General features: G+C 75.9%; 15 protein-coding genes. 7 read left to right on the forward strand and 8 right to left on the reverse strand.

Translation table 11 applies throughout. From position 1 onward, the window contains the following. Positions 1-137 precede the first annotated feature (137 nt). Both OG335_RS31510 and OG335_RS31515 read left to right on the forward strand, forming a co-directional pair. Positions 138-911 carry a sortase gene (locus OG335_RS31510; protein WP_405014529.1) on the forward strand — a complete coding sequence of 258 codons (774 nt, stop codon included), beginning with the start codon at positions 138-140 and terminating at the stop codon, positions 909-911. Between the two features lie 31 nt (positions 912-942). Beyond that, complete coding sequence (locus OG335_RS31515; protein WP_405014530.1) at positions 943-1,839, forward strand: phosphate ABC transporter ATP-binding protein; 897 nt, start codon at positions 943-945, stop codon at positions 1,837-1,839. A 210-nt stretch (positions 1,840-2,049) separates the two neighbouring features. Here the strand turns inward: OG335_RS31515 and OG335_RS31520 are convergent, their stop codons facing one another. Then, a complete protein-coding gene (locus OG335_RS31520) occupies positions 2,050-2,712 on the reverse strand; it encodes an AAA family ATPase (RefSeq protein WP_405014531.1) in 663 nt (220 codons plus the stop codon). A gap of 387 nt (positions 2,713-3,099) precedes the next feature. On the opposite strand from OG335_RS31520, the gene OG335_RS31525 reads away from it, so the two are divergent. Next, the gene (locus OG335_RS31525) at positions 3,100-4,011 is read left to right on the forward strand and encodes a RimK family alpha-L-glutamate ligase (protein ID WP_405014532.1); all 912 of its coding nucleotides are present in this window, start codon (positions 3,100-3,102) and stop codon (positions 4,009-4,011) included. Then, a complete protein-coding gene (locus OG335_RS31530) occupies positions 4,008-4,811 on the forward strand; it encodes a RimK family alpha-L-glutamate ligase (protein WP_405014533.1) in 804 nt (267 codons plus the stop codon). The genes OG335_RS31525 and OG335_RS31530 overlap by 4 nt, the downstream gene beginning before the upstream one ends. Before the next feature lie 183 nt (positions 4,812-4,994). Here OG335_RS31530 and OG335_RS31535 read toward each other — a convergent pair whose 3' ends face one another. Beyond that, the gene (locus tag OG335_RS31535) at positions 4,995-5,273 is read right to left on the reverse strand and encodes an acylphosphatase (RefSeq protein WP_405014534.1); all 279 of its coding nucleotides are present in this window, start codon (positions 5,271-5,273) and stop codon (positions 4,995-4,997) included. A gap of 323 nt (positions 5,274-5,596) precedes the next feature. Continuing rightward, a complete protein-coding gene (locus OG335_RS31540) occupies positions 5,597-5,953 on the reverse strand; it encodes a DUF805 domain-containing protein (RefSeq protein WP_405014535.1) in 357 nt (118 codons plus the stop codon). 188 nt (positions 5,954-6,141) lie between these two features. Between OG335_RS31540 and OG335_RS31545 the strand changes: the two genes are divergently transcribed. Beyond that, complete coding sequence (locus tag OG335_RS31545; protein ID WP_405014536.1) at positions 6,142-8,040, forward strand: FUSC family protein; 1,899 nt, start codon at positions 6,142-6,144, stop codon at positions 8,038-8,040. A 167-nt stretch (positions 8,041-8,207) separates the two neighbouring features. Then, positions 8,208-9,422 carry an MFS transporter gene (locus tag OG335_RS31550; RefSeq protein WP_405014537.1) on the forward strand — a complete coding sequence of 405 codons (1,215 nt, stop codon included), beginning with the start codon at positions 8,208-8,210 and terminating at the stop codon, positions 9,420-9,422. A gap of 136 nt (positions 9,423-9,558) precedes the next feature. Here the strand turns inward: OG335_RS31550 and OG335_RS31555 are convergent, their stop codons facing one another. The 3 genes from OG335_RS31555 to OG335_RS31565 all read right to left on the reverse strand — a co-directional run bounded on the left by OG335_RS31555 (position 9,559) and on the right by OG335_RS31565 (position 12,632). Then, a complete protein-coding gene (locus OG335_RS31555) occupies positions 9,559-9,819 on the reverse strand; it encodes a ferredoxin (protein ID WP_405014538.1) in 261 nt (86 codons plus the stop codon). Next, complete coding sequence (locus OG335_RS31560; RefSeq protein WP_405014539.1) at positions 9,816-11,027, reverse strand: cytochrome P450; 1,212 nt, start codon at positions 11,025-11,027, stop codon at positions 9,816-9,818. The genes OG335_RS31555 and OG335_RS31560 overlap by 4 nt, the downstream gene beginning before the upstream one ends. A 183-nt stretch (positions 11,028-11,210) precedes the next feature. Next, on the reverse strand, positions 11,211-12,632 hold the full coding sequence (locus OG335_RS31565; protein WP_405014540.1) for a DUF2252 domain-containing protein: 1,422 nt from the start codon (positions 12,630-12,632) through the stop codon (positions 11,211-11,213). Between the two features lie 129 nt (positions 12,633-12,761). Here OG335_RS31565 and OG335_RS31570 point away from each other — a divergent pair, with 129 nt between their 5' ends. Then, positions 12,762-13,163 (forward strand): pyridoxamine 5'-phosphate oxidase family protein, encoded by a 402-nt coding sequence (locus OG335_RS31570; RefSeq protein WP_405014541.1) that lies wholly within the window; start codon positions 12,762-12,764, stop codon positions 13,161-13,163. A 15-nt stretch (positions 13,164-13,178) separates the two neighbouring features. On the opposite strand, the gene OG335_RS31575 is transcribed toward OG335_RS31570, so the two are convergent. Both OG335_RS31575 and OG335_RS31580 read right to left on the reverse strand, forming a co-directional pair. Next, positions 13,179-13,679: an NUDIX domain-containing protein gene (locus tag OG335_RS31575; RefSeq protein ID WP_405014542.1), complete on the reverse strand. Its 501-nt coding sequence runs from the start codon at positions 13,677-13,679 to the stop codon at positions 13,179-13,181. Between the two features lie 25 nt (positions 13,680-13,704). Further along, positions 13,705-14,703: a Gfo/Idh/MocA family protein gene (locus tag OG335_RS31580; RefSeq protein WP_405014543.1), complete on the reverse strand. Its 999-nt coding sequence runs from the start codon at positions 14,701-14,703 to the stop codon at positions 13,705-13,707. Positions 14,704-14,719 lie beyond the last annotated feature (16 nt).

Below are 14,719 nucleotides of genomic sequence, written 5' to 3' on the forward strand. Positions count from 1 at the left end.
CGTCCGGCCCGGCGCCGGGCCCGGCATCCGTGACCGCGCCGCCCTCCGGCCCGCCGCCCGGTGCGCCGTCCGGCCCTTCGCGGGGGAGGGCGCCCGGATCCGCGGCCCGGCGGACGGTGCAGGCAGGCTGGGCCGCGGTGCTGGCCGCTGCCCTGCTGCTCGGATTCGCCGGCTACGTCACCGCGCTCTCCGGACTCCAGGAGCAGCACGTGCAGTCCACCGCCTACAAGACCTTCCGCGACCGGCTCGCGAACGCCGTCGCGCCGACCGGGCCCACCGACCCGGGCGCGCCGGTGGCGGTGATCGGCATCCCGGCGATCGGGCTGCACGACACGGTGGTGGTGGAGGGCACCTCCGGCCGCGACCTGATGCGCGGGCCGGGCCACCGCCGCGACACCGTGCTGCCCGGGCAGCACGGGGTGAGCGTGCTCTTCGGCCGGGGCACGGCCTTCGGCGCGCCGTTCGCCGGTCTCGCCCGGCTGCGGGCCGGCGACCGGATCGAGGTGACCACCGGCCAGGGCGCCTTCACCTACACCGTCAACGCCTTCGGCGACGGCGACCGCCCGATCGCGGACACCGCCGCCGACCGGCTGGTCCTCGTCACCGCCGGGCCGGGTGCGCTGCCCGGCCGCACGGTGCTGGTGGGCGCACGGCTGGAGGGCGGACCGCAGCCCGCCCCGGGCGGACGCCCCGCACTGCCCGCCGGGGAACGGGCGCTCGCCGCCGACACGGCCGCCCTGGGCGGGCTCCAGCTGTGGGCGCTGGCGCTGCTCGGCTCGGTCGCGGTGCTCACCGCGGCCGTCCGCCGCTGGCACGCCGCGGCGGCCTGGACGAGCCTCGCGCCGGTGCCGGTCGCCCTGCTGTGGGCGGTCTACGAGAACGCGGCCGCCCTGCTGCCCAACCTGTACTGATCCCCTGGCACGCTCCCGGAAGGACCGCACCATGAACGACGCGACCGACCCCGACACCGCGGTGCTGCCGCCCGTCGGGGGCACCGCCCTCGCCACCACCGGGCCGCACGACGACACCGCCGTCCTGCCGACCGCGGCCGGGCCGCGCCCGCCGGTCTTCGGGCTGGAGACCCAGGGGGTGTCGGCGTGGTTCGGCGAGCGGAAGGTGCTCGACCGGGTGTCGCTGACGATGCGTGCGGGCGAGGTGACGGCGCTGATCGGCCCGTCGGGCTGCGGCAAGTCGACGTACCTGCGGATCCTCAACCGGATGCACGAGATGGTGCGGGGAGCCGCCCTCGCGGGCCGGGTGCTGCTCGGCGAGGACGACGTCTACGCCCCCGGGCGGCGACCGGCGGAGGTGCGCCGGCGGATCGGCATGGTCTTCCAGCGGCCCAACCCCTTTCCCACGATGACGATCTACGACAACGTGGTGAGCGGGCTGAAGCTGGCGGGACTCAGGACCGGCCGGGCCGAGCGCGACGACCTCGTCGAGTCGAGCCTGCGGCGCGCCGGGCTGTGGGCGGAGGTCGGCGGACGGCTGTACACCCCCGGTGGCGCGCTCTCCGGCGGCCAGCAGCAGCGCCTCTGCATCGCCCGGTCGCTGGCCGTGCAGCCGGAGATCCTGCTGATGGACGAGCCCTGTTCGGCGCTCGACCCGACCTCCACCCGGCGGGTGGAGGAGACCATCGCGGAGCTGCGCGGGCGGCTCACGATCGTCATCGTCACCCACAACATGCAGCAGGCGCAGCGGGTTTCGCAGTCCTGCGCGTTCTTCCTGGCAGGCCACGACAGCCCCGGCCGGGTCGTCGAGTCGGGCCCGACGGCGCGGGTGTTCTCCGACCCGGCCGATCCGCGTACCGCCGACTACGTCAACGGCCGCTTCGGCTGAGCGGGCCGGGCCCGGCCAGGTGTGGGCGGGGGAGAGCCCCACCCGCCGGCCGGCTTCGAGGCGTACGTGCGCGCCACCTGCCGAGCCCCTGACGCCCTGAGCCCGTGACGCCCTGGGCCCCTGACGCCCTGGGCCCCTGACGCCCTGAGCCGTGTCGGTGCGCCCGGCCGGGCCGCAGGTCCGTGCCGCCCGGCCGGGCCTTTGGGGCCGTCAGCCGCCGAAGTCGATGGCCTGCAGCCGCAGCGCGCCGTCCTGGTCGAGCACGACGGTGGAGGCGCAGCCGGCGACGGGGCCGTCGGCCGCGGCGAGTTCGGCGTGCAGGCGGGCCGTGGCCCGGCGGTGCCGGGCGAAGGCGTAGGCGGAGACGCGGCGGCCGCGTTCGCGCTGGCCCCGGGCGGCCTGTTCGGGGCTGGCGTCGAGCACGACGAGGTGCAGCCGCCGGCCCTGCCGGGCGGCGGTGCGGGCGAGCCGGCTCCGCACCCAGGGCAGGGTGCCGCAGTCGTGCACGACCAGCGGGCCGCCCGCGAGGAGGGCGTGGTGCAGGCCGCGGTAGTGGTGCAGCCGGACGAGCGGCCGGTAGAGGGCGTACGGGAGTCGTGGCGGCAGGGCCTGTTCGTAGTGCTCGCGGGCCTGCTGGGAGTCGATGACCCGGGCGCGGGCGGTGCGGCGCATCAGGGTGGACTTGCCGCTGCCGGGCAGGCCGGTGACGACGACGAGGTCCTGCGGCGGGTAGCGGAGCGTGGTGGGCACCGGGCCTCCGCGCAGGTCGTGCAGGCCGTCGGGGTGCAGCACGTCGGGGGTGGTCCGCTGGGCGAACGGTCCGGCGGCAGGGGTCGCCGCGGTCGTCCCTGTGGTGCCGGCGGCAGTGGTCATCAAGGGTCCGGTACTGACGGTTTCGTGCACCGCCCCCTCCTTCCGGTCCCGGGGCCCCTACCCGGAACAGGGCAAGGGTTCACCATGTGAGAGTAATGGGATCATCGGACGCGGTGCGGAGCCGTTCCGGGCCGTGACCTGGTTGTGTTCCGCCGGGACGGATCCGGGACAGGACGGTGACATCCCGTGCCCCGCCGTCCTCGTGACGCGGCGTCCGGTGCAGCCGCCGGTCCGGTCGGCCTGCCCGTCCGTGCGCGAACGGGGCGGCGCCCGTGACGATTTCGTAGCGGTTCGGGGACGACTTGGGTGATCTTGCCCCGATGGTTCGTGGCATTCTGGAGCGCTGTGAACACGCCGTGGCTGCACGGCAGGGGACGGGAGTTGTCCATGAGGTTCTGTTTCCTGGTCGAGGAGCACTACCGCAACGACGGGATGCCGCTCGACGTGGTGCGCCGGCTGACGGACTGGGGTCACCACGTCGACGTGGTGCGGCCGGGCAGTTCCCTGCTCGACCTCGGGGGGCTGGTGCGCGCCGGCGACCACGACGCCTGGGTCCTGAAGACCGTCTCCGGCGGCCCCGGGCTCGGCCTGCTGGAGGCCGCCGCCGCCGTCGGCCTGACCACCGTCAACGACGCGCGGGCGATCCGTCCCGTCCGCGACAAGGCGCAGGCCGCCGTCATCGCCGCCCACCGGGGCCTGCCGGTGCCGCCGACCTGGGCGGCGGCGAGCTGGGAGGACCTGGCGCGGATCCCCGACGCCCACTACCCGCTGGTCGTCAAGCCCGCCGACGGCAGCTCCGGCCGTGCCGTGCACCTCGTCGAACGCCCCGACCTGCTGCCCCGCGTCGGCGCGGTGCTGGCCGGCGAGGGCCTGCTCATCGCGCAGCCGTACGTGCCCAACGGCGGGACCGACCTCAAGATCTACAGCGCCGGCGGCGAGCTGTTCGCCACCGAGCGCACCTCGCCGCTCCACCCCGGCCGCCCGCACCGCGAGCGGCCCGTGACGCTGGCCCCGGCCGTCGCCGCGGTCGCCGCCCAGGTCGGCGAGGTCTTCGGGCTCGACCTCTTCGGCGTCGACGTGCTGCTCGGCCCGGACGGCCCGGTCGTCGTCGACGTCAACGACTTCCCGAGCTTCCGGCAGGTGCCGCACGCCGTCTCCACGGTGGCGCGGGCCGTGCTGCGCCTCGCCCGCTCCGGCTCGTCGTGGCCGTCCGTCGCGGCGGTGCCCGCGCAGGCCGCGGCGCACACCGTGCCGACCGCCGCGCACACCGTGCCGGCCGTGGTCGGCGGGGCCGCGTGAGCGGCGCGCTGCACGTCCGGCTGCTCACGGCGGACGCCGCGCACCCGTTGCTGGCCGCGACGGCGGCCCTGCTCCGGGACGCCGGGCACCGGGTCGACACCCAGCACCCCACCGGTCCTCCGCCGCGCGGGCTGCCCGACGTGTGCCTGCTCAAGGCGCGCACCCCGGCGGCGCTGGACCGTGCCGCGTGGTGGGAGGCCGCGGGCGTGCCGGTGCTCAACGGGGTGGCCGCCACCGCGTTCTGCCAGCACCGGCAGCGGATGGCCGACCGGGCGACCGCGGCCGGCCTGCCGTTCGCGCCCACCCGCACGGCCGGCACCGCCGACCTCCCCGCCCTCCTCGCGGACGGGCAGCTGGTCGTGAAGAGCCTGCACAGCCGCCGCGGCGACCTCGTCGCCGCCGTCCGCGGACCGGCGGACGCCCGCCGCCTCGCGGACGCGTGGCCCGACGAGCCGGTGGTCGTCCAGCCGCTCGCCCCCTCGGACGGCTGGGACGTCAAGCTCTGGGTCGTCGGCGGGGAGGTCTTCGCCGAGCGCCGCCGCTCCGAGCTCGCCGCCGACCCGGCCGCCGCCCGGAGGCCGCTCGCCACGGCCGACCTGCCCGCCGCCTGGCGCGGCCTCGCCGACGCCGCCGGGGAGGTCTTCGGGCTCGACGTGTACGGCGTCGACCTGCTCGACACCCCGGACGGCCCGCTGATCGTCGACGTCAACGCCTTCCCCGGCATCCGCGGCCAGGCGGGCGCCCCCGCGGCCCTCGCCGCGCTGGCCCTCGCCCGCGCCGGTGCTCCCGCCCGGCTCTGAGGAGTCGAGAAGCCGAGAAGCCGAGAAGCCGAGGAGTCGAGGAACCCGGCCACCGGCGCCGCCCGCGCGTCCGGCGCGAGGACGGCGGCGAGGGCGCCGGCGAGGACGGCCTCGCGGGGTCGGGTCCGGGGCGTACGGGAGCGGCGGCAGGGCGTGGACGCCGCAGCGAGAGCCCCCGTGCGGCTACCTCGGGGTGTGGCGGACCTCGAAGCCGGTCAGGCCCTCCGGGGCCTCCTCGGTGACCCGGCACTCCCGGACGACGGCCTGCCGCGGGCCGTGCCCGCACCAGTCGAGCATCCGCCCGACCGCGTCGGGCGGCCCTTCGAAGACGGCCTCCACCCGGCCGTCGGGCAGGTTCCGCACCCAGCCGGCGACCCCGCCCGCCTGGGCCTCCATCCGACAGGTGTCCCGGAAGAACACTCCCTGGACGACACCCGACACCACCACTCGCCTGCGCATCACGAGCGCCAGGTATACCCCACCGGCCCGCGGGCGTGCCGCCGCGCCGCGCCCGCGCCCCGGCGGCCGGTGGTGACGGTCGGTCGGCTGAATTCCGCGGACGGCGGACCGCGGGTGAATGACCGGCGCTCTTCCGGAACCCGTCCAGGAATGGCGCAGGGGCGCCGGACGTTACGGAAGGGGCGGGAGGTGGTCCAGGAGTTCCGGAGTGGTCCGCCCGGTATTCACCGGACATTCTCCGGGAGGACGGCCGCGCAAAACGCCCGGCCCGGGAGCGCCGCTGTGGGGCGGTTCCCGGGCCGGGCGTTGCGGGGCGTCCGGGGCCGTCAGGCCTGGGCCGCGGCGAGCTTCGGGTTCACGCCGTGGGCGTTGGGCGCCTGGTCGCCTTCGAGCACGGTGAAGATGATCAGCACGATGCCGCCGATGATCGGGATCACCGCGATCAGCGCCCACCAGCCGGAGCGGCCGGTGTCGTGCAGACGGCGGACGAGGACGGCCAGCGACGGGACGAAGACGGCCAGCGAGTAGATGAGGGACAGCAGGTTCGTGTCCAGGGCCGTACCGATGCCGGCGAGGAGGACCGCGATCACGAAGTTGATCAACGAGAACATCCAGAATTCCTTGCGGCGGGCCCTGCCGCTGAATCCGGCGTAATTCTTGAGAACGGTCAGGTACCAGTCCACTTCGTGCCTTTGCTGTCATGCCTATGGGGTACCGGGAATGTACTGACGACCCCAGGTGCCGTCAAGGAGATGAACGGTCGTCAATTTCTCTTTCCGGGCACCGCCGGACACGATTCCGTAACCGTGCCGCAGCAACCGGGACAAACTCCCCGTCTAGACTTCCGGAAGATCCCGTACCGAGGAGGACCGTGACCCGGACCCCGCATCCCGCACCCGGCTGGCTGCTGCACCCGCTGCGCTGGCAGCGCGGACCCGCCCCGTGGGCGGCGATGGCGCGCGGGGCGTTCGGGATGGGCCCGGTGCTCGCCGTGTGCCTCGCCACCGGCCGCCCGCAGGCCGGTGTGCTGGCCGGGCTCGGGGCGATGTTCGCCGGCATCAACGACCGCCCCGGCCCGTGGCGCGGCGCCGCGGTCTCGATCACCGTGCCCGCGCTCGGCGGCGCGCTCGGCCTGCTGCTCGGCCGGCCCGGCGGCTGGTGGGCGCTGCCCGTGCTGGCCGCGGTGGGCCTCGTCTCCGGCGCCGTCAGCGTCGCCGGGGCCGTCTGGTCGCTCGCCGGGATGCAGCTGCTCGTGCTGACCGCGGTCGGCAGCGGCATGCAGCTCCCCGTGCCCGGCTGGTCCGCCGCACTCGTCTTCCTCGCCGGCGCCGCCTGGCCCCTGCTGCTCCGTCTGACGCTGCGCCGCCGCACCGGCGGCCGCGGCCAGGGCGAGCGGGCCGTCGTCGCCGCCGTCTACGACGCGCTCGCCGACGCCCTCGACGCCGTCGGCACACCGCGGGCCGAGCCCGCCCGCCGGGCGCTCACCGCCGCACTCGACCGCGCCGACGAGGCCCTGCGGCTGCGCGCCCTGCTGCGCCTGCCCGGCAGCCGCCGCACCGCCGACCACCGCCTGGCCGGACGCCTCGCCACCGCCGCCGCGCTCTGCGAGGCGGGCGTCGCCCTGCTCTGGGAGGGCACCGCGCTCCCGCCCCGGATCGCCGAGGGCCCCCGCCGCCTCGCGGACGCCGTCCGCCGCGACGGCGTGCCCGGTGCGCTGCCCGCCCCGGTCTCCGACACCCCCGCCCGCAGCGCCTTCGACCGGGCCGTCCTCGCCGCCGGGCTCGCCTTCCACACCGACCCGCCGGCGCCCGCGCACACCGGCCCCCAGCTGCGGCGGCGCCCCGCGGTGCACCCGTTCGGCCCGGCCGGCCGCGAGTACGGCCTGCGGGTGGCGGCGTGCGTGACCGTCAGCACCGCCGTCGCCCTGCTGCTGCACACCGAGCACTGGTACTGGCTGCCCGCCACCGCCGCGTTCCTGGTGAAGCCCGACTTCGGGCCGCTCTTCTCCCGGGTCGTCAGCCGGTTCGCCGGCACGGCCGTCGGGGTGCTGGCGTTCGTGCCGATCGCGGCCTGGGCGGCGGGCCGCTGGTGGCCGGCCGTCGCGGTGACCGCGCTGGGGGCGCTCATCCCCTTCGCACTGCGGCACTTCGCCCTGCAGACGGCGGTCGTCACCGTCACCGTGCTCACCTTCGTCTCCGTCGGCGGCGACCGGCAGGCGGCACCCTCACGGCTCGCCGACACCGTCGCGGCCTGCCTGCTCGTCCTGCTCGTCGGGCACCTGCCGAGGCTCGCCGACACCCGCGCACGGGTCGGCCACCGCTCCGCGCACGCCCTGCGGCACACCCGCCGCTACCTCGACCACGTGCTGGCCGCCGGCGACACCGTCGTCACCGACGAGGACCACCGCGCCGACCTCCGGCGGGCCGCGTACCAGGCGCTCGCCGAGGCCCGGGCCGCCGCCGAGACCGCGGCGGTCGAGCTCCGCACCGGGCACGCCCGCGACTGGCTGCGCGTCACCGCCGGTGCGGAACGGATCGTGGACGCCGCCACCGCGTGCGCCGTCCGCCTGGAACACGGGGCGTCCCGTCCGGACGGACCGGCGGCGCGTCAGGTCACCGACGCCCTGGACGCCGTCGCCGACGCGCTCGACCGCCGCGGCGGCCCGGCCGCCGCCGACCCCGCACTCGGCGCCCTGCCCGCCGACTGCCGGACCCTCAACGACATCGTCACCGAGCTGCACCGCCTCCGGGACCTCACCACCGCCGCGTGACCCGCCCCGGCCGGGACGGCCCGGCACCTGTTGGTAGAATTCTGTACGAACCCGTCCGATCCCCCACCGCATCCCACGGACCGGCGGGCATCCTCCGGCGGTCAGCGGCGACCGCCCGTCGCACCAGCGCACCCGCCACCACGACGGGCCACCCACGGAGCCTCCCCATGCCACTGGCGCTCGTCGCCCTCGCCGTCACCGCCTTCGCCATCGGCACCACCGAGTTCGCCGCGATGGGCCTGCTGCCGCAGATCGCCGGCGGCCTGCACGTCTCCATCCCGCAGGCCGGCTGGCTCATCGCCCTCTACGCGATCGGCGTCGTCATCGGGGCACCGCTGCTCACCGCGGTCTGCGCCCGGATGCCGCGCAAGACGGTGCTGATCGGCCTCACCGTCCTCTTCACCGTCGGCAACCTGCTCTGCGCCGTCGCCCCGAACTTCGCGTTCCTCGCCGTCGCCCGGCTCGTCACCGGCCTGCCGCACGGTGCGTTCTTCGGCGCCGGGGCGGTCGCCGCCGCCGAACTCGCCACCCCGGACAAGCGCGCCCGCGCGGTGTCCGTGATGTTCTCCGGCCTGACCGTCGCCAACATCCTCGGCGTGCCCGCGGCCACCCTGCTCGGGCAGCAGCTCGGCTGGCGCGCCGCGATGCTCGTCGTCGTCCTGATCGGCGCGCTCGGCGCCGCCGCGATCGCCCGGCTCGTCCCGCACCTGCCGAGCCATCCGCAGGCCGGCCTGCGCCACGAACTGTCCGCGTTCCGCAGCGGCCAGCTCTGGCTGGCGCTGGCCACCGTGGTGATCGGCTGCGCCGGGCTCTTCGCCTGCTACAGCTACATCACCCCCACCCTCACCGAGGTCTCCGGCTTCGCGGAGAGCTCGGTGACGGTCGTCCTGGCGCTCTTCGGCGTCGGCATGACGATCGGCAACGTGGTGGGCGGCTACGCGGCCGACCGGGCGCTGCGGCCGAGCATCTGCGCGGCGTTCCTGCTGATGGCCCTCATGCTGGGCCTCTTCGCCGTGACCTCGCACGCGAAGTGGTCGGCCGCGCTGACCGTCGTGATGATCGGCATCGCCGGGTTCGCCGTCGTGCCGACCGTGCAGACCCTCGTCCTCCAGAAGGCCCGGAACGCGCCGACGCTCGCCTCGGCGACCGTGCAGGGCGCGTTCAACCTGGGCAACGCCCAGGGCGCCTTCCTCGGCGGCCTCGCCCTGAGCGCCGGGTTCGGCTGGACCTCGCCCACCCTCGTCGGCGCGGCACTCGCGCTCGCGGGCTGCCTGATCGCCACCGTCTCCTGGGCGGTCGACCGGCGGTCCGGCGAACCGTCCGCGGTCGTCGCCGGAGCCGCCGGAGCCGCCGGGGAGCCCCGGCACCAGCCGGTGCACTGACGCCGGCCCGTGCACTGACGTCAGCCTGTGCACCGACGCCGGCCTGTGCACCGACGCCGGCCCGCGGACCGGCCCGTGGGACCGCGGTGCTGGTGGTCCCACGGGCCACCGGCCGGTGCCCGCGGTGGCGGCCTGCTCAGTCCAGCGGGGCGACCAGCTCGCCGGTGGCGGCGCGGTACACCGCGATCGCCTCGGTCGGGCACATCTCCGCCGCCTCGGTCAGCTCGGGCGAGCCGGCGGCGGCCCCGTGCAGCGGCCGCGCCTTGCCGTCGGCGCCGAGCGCCAGGTCGGCGGGCGCGGCCGCCGCGCACAGCCCGGTGCCCACGCACCGCAGCCGGTCGACCCGCACCTCCAGCGCCTCCGGCGACGCCACGGTGTGCGGCGCGTCCCCGCTCACCAGGCCACCTCCAGGCGCAGCGGGCTGCGGGTGAGCAGGCCGCGGCGCCACTCCACCGCCTCCAGCGGTCCGGTCAGCCGGAGCGTCGGGAAGCGCACCGCCAGCCGGTGCAGCGCGAGTTCCAGCTCCATCCGGGCCAGCCAGGCGCCCAGGCAGTGGTGCGGACCGGCGCCGAACGTCAGGCTCGGCGTGCCGAGCGGCTCGAACAGCGGGACGTCCTCCGGGTAGACCGAGGGGTCGTGGTTGGCCGCGGCGCCGTCCGCCGCGACGACACTGCCCGCCGGGATCAGCACCCCGCCGATCTCGACGTCCTCGACGGCCCGCCGCAGCAGCCCCGGCAGGGCGGTCCCGTCGCCGAGCGGCACCGCGCGCAGCAACTGCTCGGCCGCCAGGGCCGCCTGCTCCTCGCTCCCGGCGATCCGGGGCCAGCTGTCCCGGCCCTCCGAGAGGACGTGCACGATCGCGTTGCCGAGCGAGGTCATGGTGGTCTCGTGCCCGGCCACCACCAGCCCGCAGACCAGCGACACGAGTTGCTGCGGGGTGACGCCCTCGGTGTGGTCGGCGGCCTCGACGAGGCTGCTCACCAGGTCGTCACCGGGGGCGGCGCGCCGTTCGGCGACGAGTTTGCCGCCGAACTCCCCGAACTCCCGCATCGCCGCGCCGATCTCCTCGGCGGTGTGGGCGCCGGCGGAGAGGGCGTGGTCGCTCCAGTGGCCGAGGCGCTGCAGGTCGAGGCCGTCCAGGCCCATCAGGCGGCTGATCACGGCGACCGGCAGCGGGCGGCTGAACCCGGCGATCACGTCGGCGGGGGAGCCGGACTTCTCCAGCTCGTCCAGCAGGCCGTCGACCACGGACGCGACCCAGGGCCGCCAGCGGGCGATGGCCCGCGGGGTGAAGGCCCGCTGCACGGTGCGGCGCAGCCGCCGGTGCTCCTCGCCGTCCAGGTTGAGCAGCGCCTGCGGGTCGTCCAGCAGGTTGGGGGTGAGGGAGACGGCGGGGGCGCCCGGGGCGTACAGCGAGGCGCGGTCGAGCCGCGGGTCGGTCAGCACCTGGCGGACGTCGCCGTGCCGGGTCACCAGCCAGACCGGGGTGCCGGTGGGCAGGGCGGCCTGCCGCGGCGGGCCGGGCTCCGCGTGGCGCAGGCAGTGCAGCGGGACGAGTGCGGGGGCGTCGGTTGCGTCGGGGGCGGCGGGGCGCGCGGTGGTCATCCTGTCCTCCAGGCCGTCGTCGTGCGCAGACCCGGCGTGCGGGCCGGGTGCGGTGCCACGGGGCGGCACCGCACCCGACCGTACGCGTACGGCAGGGGCGCCTGGAAGGATGCGAACCGGCCAACAGGCATGCCCGTTGGCCGATTGACGATTCGTCAGATCATCGGGCCGGCCGGGCTCCGGTCAGATGCCGGTCTCGGCGGGCAGCCGCCCGGCGCGCACGGCCGCCAGCAGCTCGGCGTGGTCGGCCTCGCTGCGGTCGGCGTACGCCACGGCGAAGGCCGCCATCGCCTCGTCCAACTCCGCGTTCTTGCCGGCGTATCCGGCGATCACCGCCGCGTCGGCGGTGTGCGCGTGCGCCCGGGCGAGCAGGGCGCCGGTGATCCGGCCGTAGTCGTCGAGCTGCTCCGGCAGCAGGGCGGCCGGGTCGACGCTGCCCTTGCGGTTGCGGAACTGCCGCACCTGGTAAGGGAGTCCGTCGACGGTCGTCCAGCCCATCAGCACGTCGCTGACCACCTGGATGCGCCGCTGCCCCAGCACCACCCGCTGCCCCTCGTGCTCGGCCGCACCGCTCACCGCGAAGCCCGCCCGGGCCAGGTGCGGCAGGAGCACCGACGGGCGGGCCTCCTTGACCTGCAGCACCAGCGGCTGCTCCCGCAGGTCGACCAGCAGCACCACGTACGCCCGGGTGCCGACGCTGCCGGTACCCACGATGCGGAACGCCACGTCCTGCACGCTGTAGCGGGCGAGCAGCGGCACCATCTCGGGTGCCACCGTGGAGAGGTAGCCGGCGAGCGAACCGGCGACGGCCGCGGCCTCCGCGTCCGGCACCGCACTCAGCACCGGCGGCGCCTCGGTGAACCGCCAACTGCCGTCCTCCCGGCGGGCGGTCGACCTGGCAGCGAACCGCGCGCTGGTGTTGCGCAGCGCCTTCTCACCCACCGCGGCCAGCACCCCGGTGAGATCGTGCGCCTCGGTGAAGGCGACGAGGTTCTCGTCGGCGATCGCGTTCCAGGCGTCCACCGCGGGCAGCTTCGCCAGTCTGCGCATCGTCCGCCGGTACGACGCGGCCGCGTGGAACGCCGCGTCGCGGCACACGTCCTCGCCCGCGCCGGCCTGCCGCCCGGCGAGCACCAGGCTCGCGGCCAGCCGCTTGAGGTCCCACTCCCACGGACCGGGCGCGGTCTCGTCGAAGTCGTTGATGTCGATCACCAGCCGGCCCCGCGGATCGCCGTACAGGCCGAAGTTGGCGGCGTGCGCGTCGCCGCACAGCTGCGCGACCACCCCGGAGGCCGGGGTGCCCGCGAGGTCGTGCGCCATCAGACCGGCCGAGCCGCGCAGGAAGGAGAACGGCGACGCCGCCATCCGGCCCACCCTTATCGGCACCAGGTGGTCCAGCCGCCCGGCGTTGGCCTCCGCCACCGCGTCGGCCACGGACGGCCGGTCGGCCGCCGCCTCGAACCCGCCGTGCGCCGCCCTGGGCGTCCGCCGGCGCAACGCCCTGCCCCGCTCCCTGCCGTCCCCCTGCGGCGGCCACGGTGCGAACCCCGGCACCGCCGGTCTGCCGCTCGCCGCTTCTGCCGCCTGCTCGGCCAACCCCACCACGGGTACCCCGATCCTTCGTCACGTCGGACTCCGCGCGTGCCCGTGAGCGGACATGCTGCAGGGCCGAACGCTACCGCCGACCTCCGCCGGTGGACAGCGCGGCCCGCGGTGACCCGTAGCATGCCCGTCATGGCCCATGACCTGCACGCACTCGACGACGCCTACCTCGCCTTCTGGCGGGAGTACCAGCTCTGCACACTCACCACCCCGCGCCCGGACGGCAGCCCGCACGTGGTGCCGGTCGGGGCGACCTTCGATCCGGAGACCCTGACGGCCCGGGTGATCAGCAGCCGGACGAGCCGCAAGGTGCGGAACGTCGTCGAGGCGGGCGAGGCCGGGGCGCGGGTGGCGCTCTGCCAGGTCGACCGGGCCCGCTGGGCGACGATCGAGGGCGTGGCCCGGGTGAGCGACGACCCGGACGCGGTCGCCGACGCCGTGCGCCGCTACGCCGAGCGCTACCGGCAGCCGCGGGTCAACCCCGAGCGCGTGGTGATCGAGATCCGCGTCGACCGGGCGATGGGCCGGGCCTGACCTCCGTCCGGGGTCTCACCGCTTGCCCGGCATCGGGCCGAGGAAGAGGTAGTCGGCCCGGCCGGTGCTGCGTGCCCGGTCGACGGACTCCAGGAACCGCAGCCGCCGTGGGGTGAGTTCGGCCGCCCAGTCGGCGAGCGGCTGCACGCAGAACCGGGTGTGCTCGGCCGGGTCGACCCGGATCGCGGCGAGCTGGCCGGAGTCCAGGGCGCCGCCGTCGAAGACGAACCCGATCTTGAAGGGGAGTTCGCCGACCGGCGGTGCGTACATGACGGTGAGGAGCCGGCCGGGCTCCTCGGGGAGCATCAGGCCGGTCTCCTCCCACGTCTCGCGCCGGGCGCAGCCCCACGGGTCCTCGCCGAAGTCGAGGTTGCCGCCGGGCAGCTGCCACAGCTCCGGGTCGTAGACGGAGCGGAGCATCAGCGGATGCCCGTCGGCGTCGGTGAGATGGGCGGCGGCGAACACCGTGCCGTGCGGAAGCGTGCGTACGAACTCCGCGGTCGGCAGCAGTTCCACGGCAGTCCCCTCCCGGCCGGGGCTGTCACTCGCCGGGGTACCGCACCCCGATCCGGTCCCGGACCGCGTCCAGCGTACGCATCACCGCGAGCGAGCCGTCGAGCGGCACCAGCGGCGACTCCGTCAGGCCGTCCCTCAGGCAGCGGCCGACCTCGGCGGCCTCCAGGCCGTAGCCGTGGCCGACGCGGGGCGCGGCGCGGTACTCCTCCGGCTCGCGGCCGTCGCGGTGCAGCACGAAGCCGTCGGGGTGGAAGAAGTCGCGGTCGATCTCGATCCGGCCGGCGGAGCCCTGCACGGTGGCGCGCTGCCCGCTCTGCGCGGTCAGCGAGCAGGCCAGCAGCGCGGTGGCGCCGTTCGCGTGGCCGAGCACGATGCCGGTGTTGGCGTCGACGCCCTCGGGGCTGAGCTTCGCCCAGGCGTGCACCGACTCCGGCTCGCCGAGGAGCAACTGGGCGAAGGAGACCGGGTAGACGCCGAGGTCGAGCAGGGCGCCGCCGCCGAGGGCGGGGTCCCACAGCCGGTGCGTCGGGTCGTGCGCGGCGGTGAAGCCGAAGTCGGCGTGCACGGACTGCACCTCGCCGATCGCGCCGTCGGCGACGAGCGCGGTGATCCGCCGGATCGTCGGGTCGAGGTACGTCCACATGGCTTCCATGAGGAAGAGGTCGTGCGTGCGCGCGGTGGCGACGAGGTCGGCGGTCTGCCCGGCGTTGAGGGTGAACGGCTTCTCGCACAGCACGGACCTTCCGCCCTCCAGCAGCAGCGTGGCCGCCCGGTGGTGGTAGGCGTGCGGCGTGGCGACGTACACCACGTCGACGTCCCGGTCGGCGGCGAGTTCCTGCCAGGTGCCGTACGCCCGGGGGATGCCGAAGCGGTCGGCGAAGGCGCGTGCCGGCCCTTCCGCGCGGGAGGCCACGGCGACGACCTCGGCTCCCTCGACGCCGAGGAGATCCTCGGTGAAGGAGGCGGCGATGCCGCCGGTCGCGAGCACGCCCCAGCGGATCGGACGGTCGGTGACGGCCTTCATGGTGCTCCCTCGGGTG

The sequence above is a fragment of the Kitasatospora sp. NBC_01539 genome (assembly GCF_045040525.1).
GTDB lineage: Bacteria > Actinomycetota > Actinomycetes > Streptomycetales > Streptomycetaceae > Kitasatospora.

What these genes read in the sequence shown, in the direction of transcription:
- OG335_RS31515 (WP_405014530.1), top strand. Translation starts at nt 943, where the DNA reads ATGAACGACGCGACCGACCCCGACACCGCGGTGCTGCCGCCCGTCGGG.
- OG335_RS31520 (WP_405014531.1), bottom strand. Translation starts at nt 2,712, where the DNA reads ATGACCACTGCCGCCGGCACCACAGGGACGACCGCGGCGACCCCTGCC.
- OG335_RS31525 (WP_405014532.1), top strand. Translation starts at nt 3,100, where the DNA reads ATGAGGTTCTGTTTCCTGGTCGAGGAGCACTACCGCAACGACGGGATG.
- OG335_RS31550 (WP_405014537.1), top strand. Translation starts at nt 8,208, where the DNA reads ATGCCACTGGCGCTCGTCGCCCTCGCCGTCACCGCCTTCGCCATCGGC.
- OG335_RS31560 (WP_405014539.1), bottom strand. Translation starts at nt 11,027, where the DNA reads ATGACCACCGCGCGCCCCGCCGCCCCCGACGCAACCGACGCCCCCGCA.
- OG335_RS31570 (WP_405014541.1), top strand. Translation starts at nt 12,762, where the DNA reads ATGGCCCATGACCTGCACGCACTCGACGACGCCTACCTCGCCTTCTGG.
- OG335_RS31580 (WP_405014543.1), bottom strand. Translation starts at nt 14,703, where the DNA reads ATGAAGGCCGTCACCGACCGTCCGATCCGCTGGGGCGTGCTCGCGACC.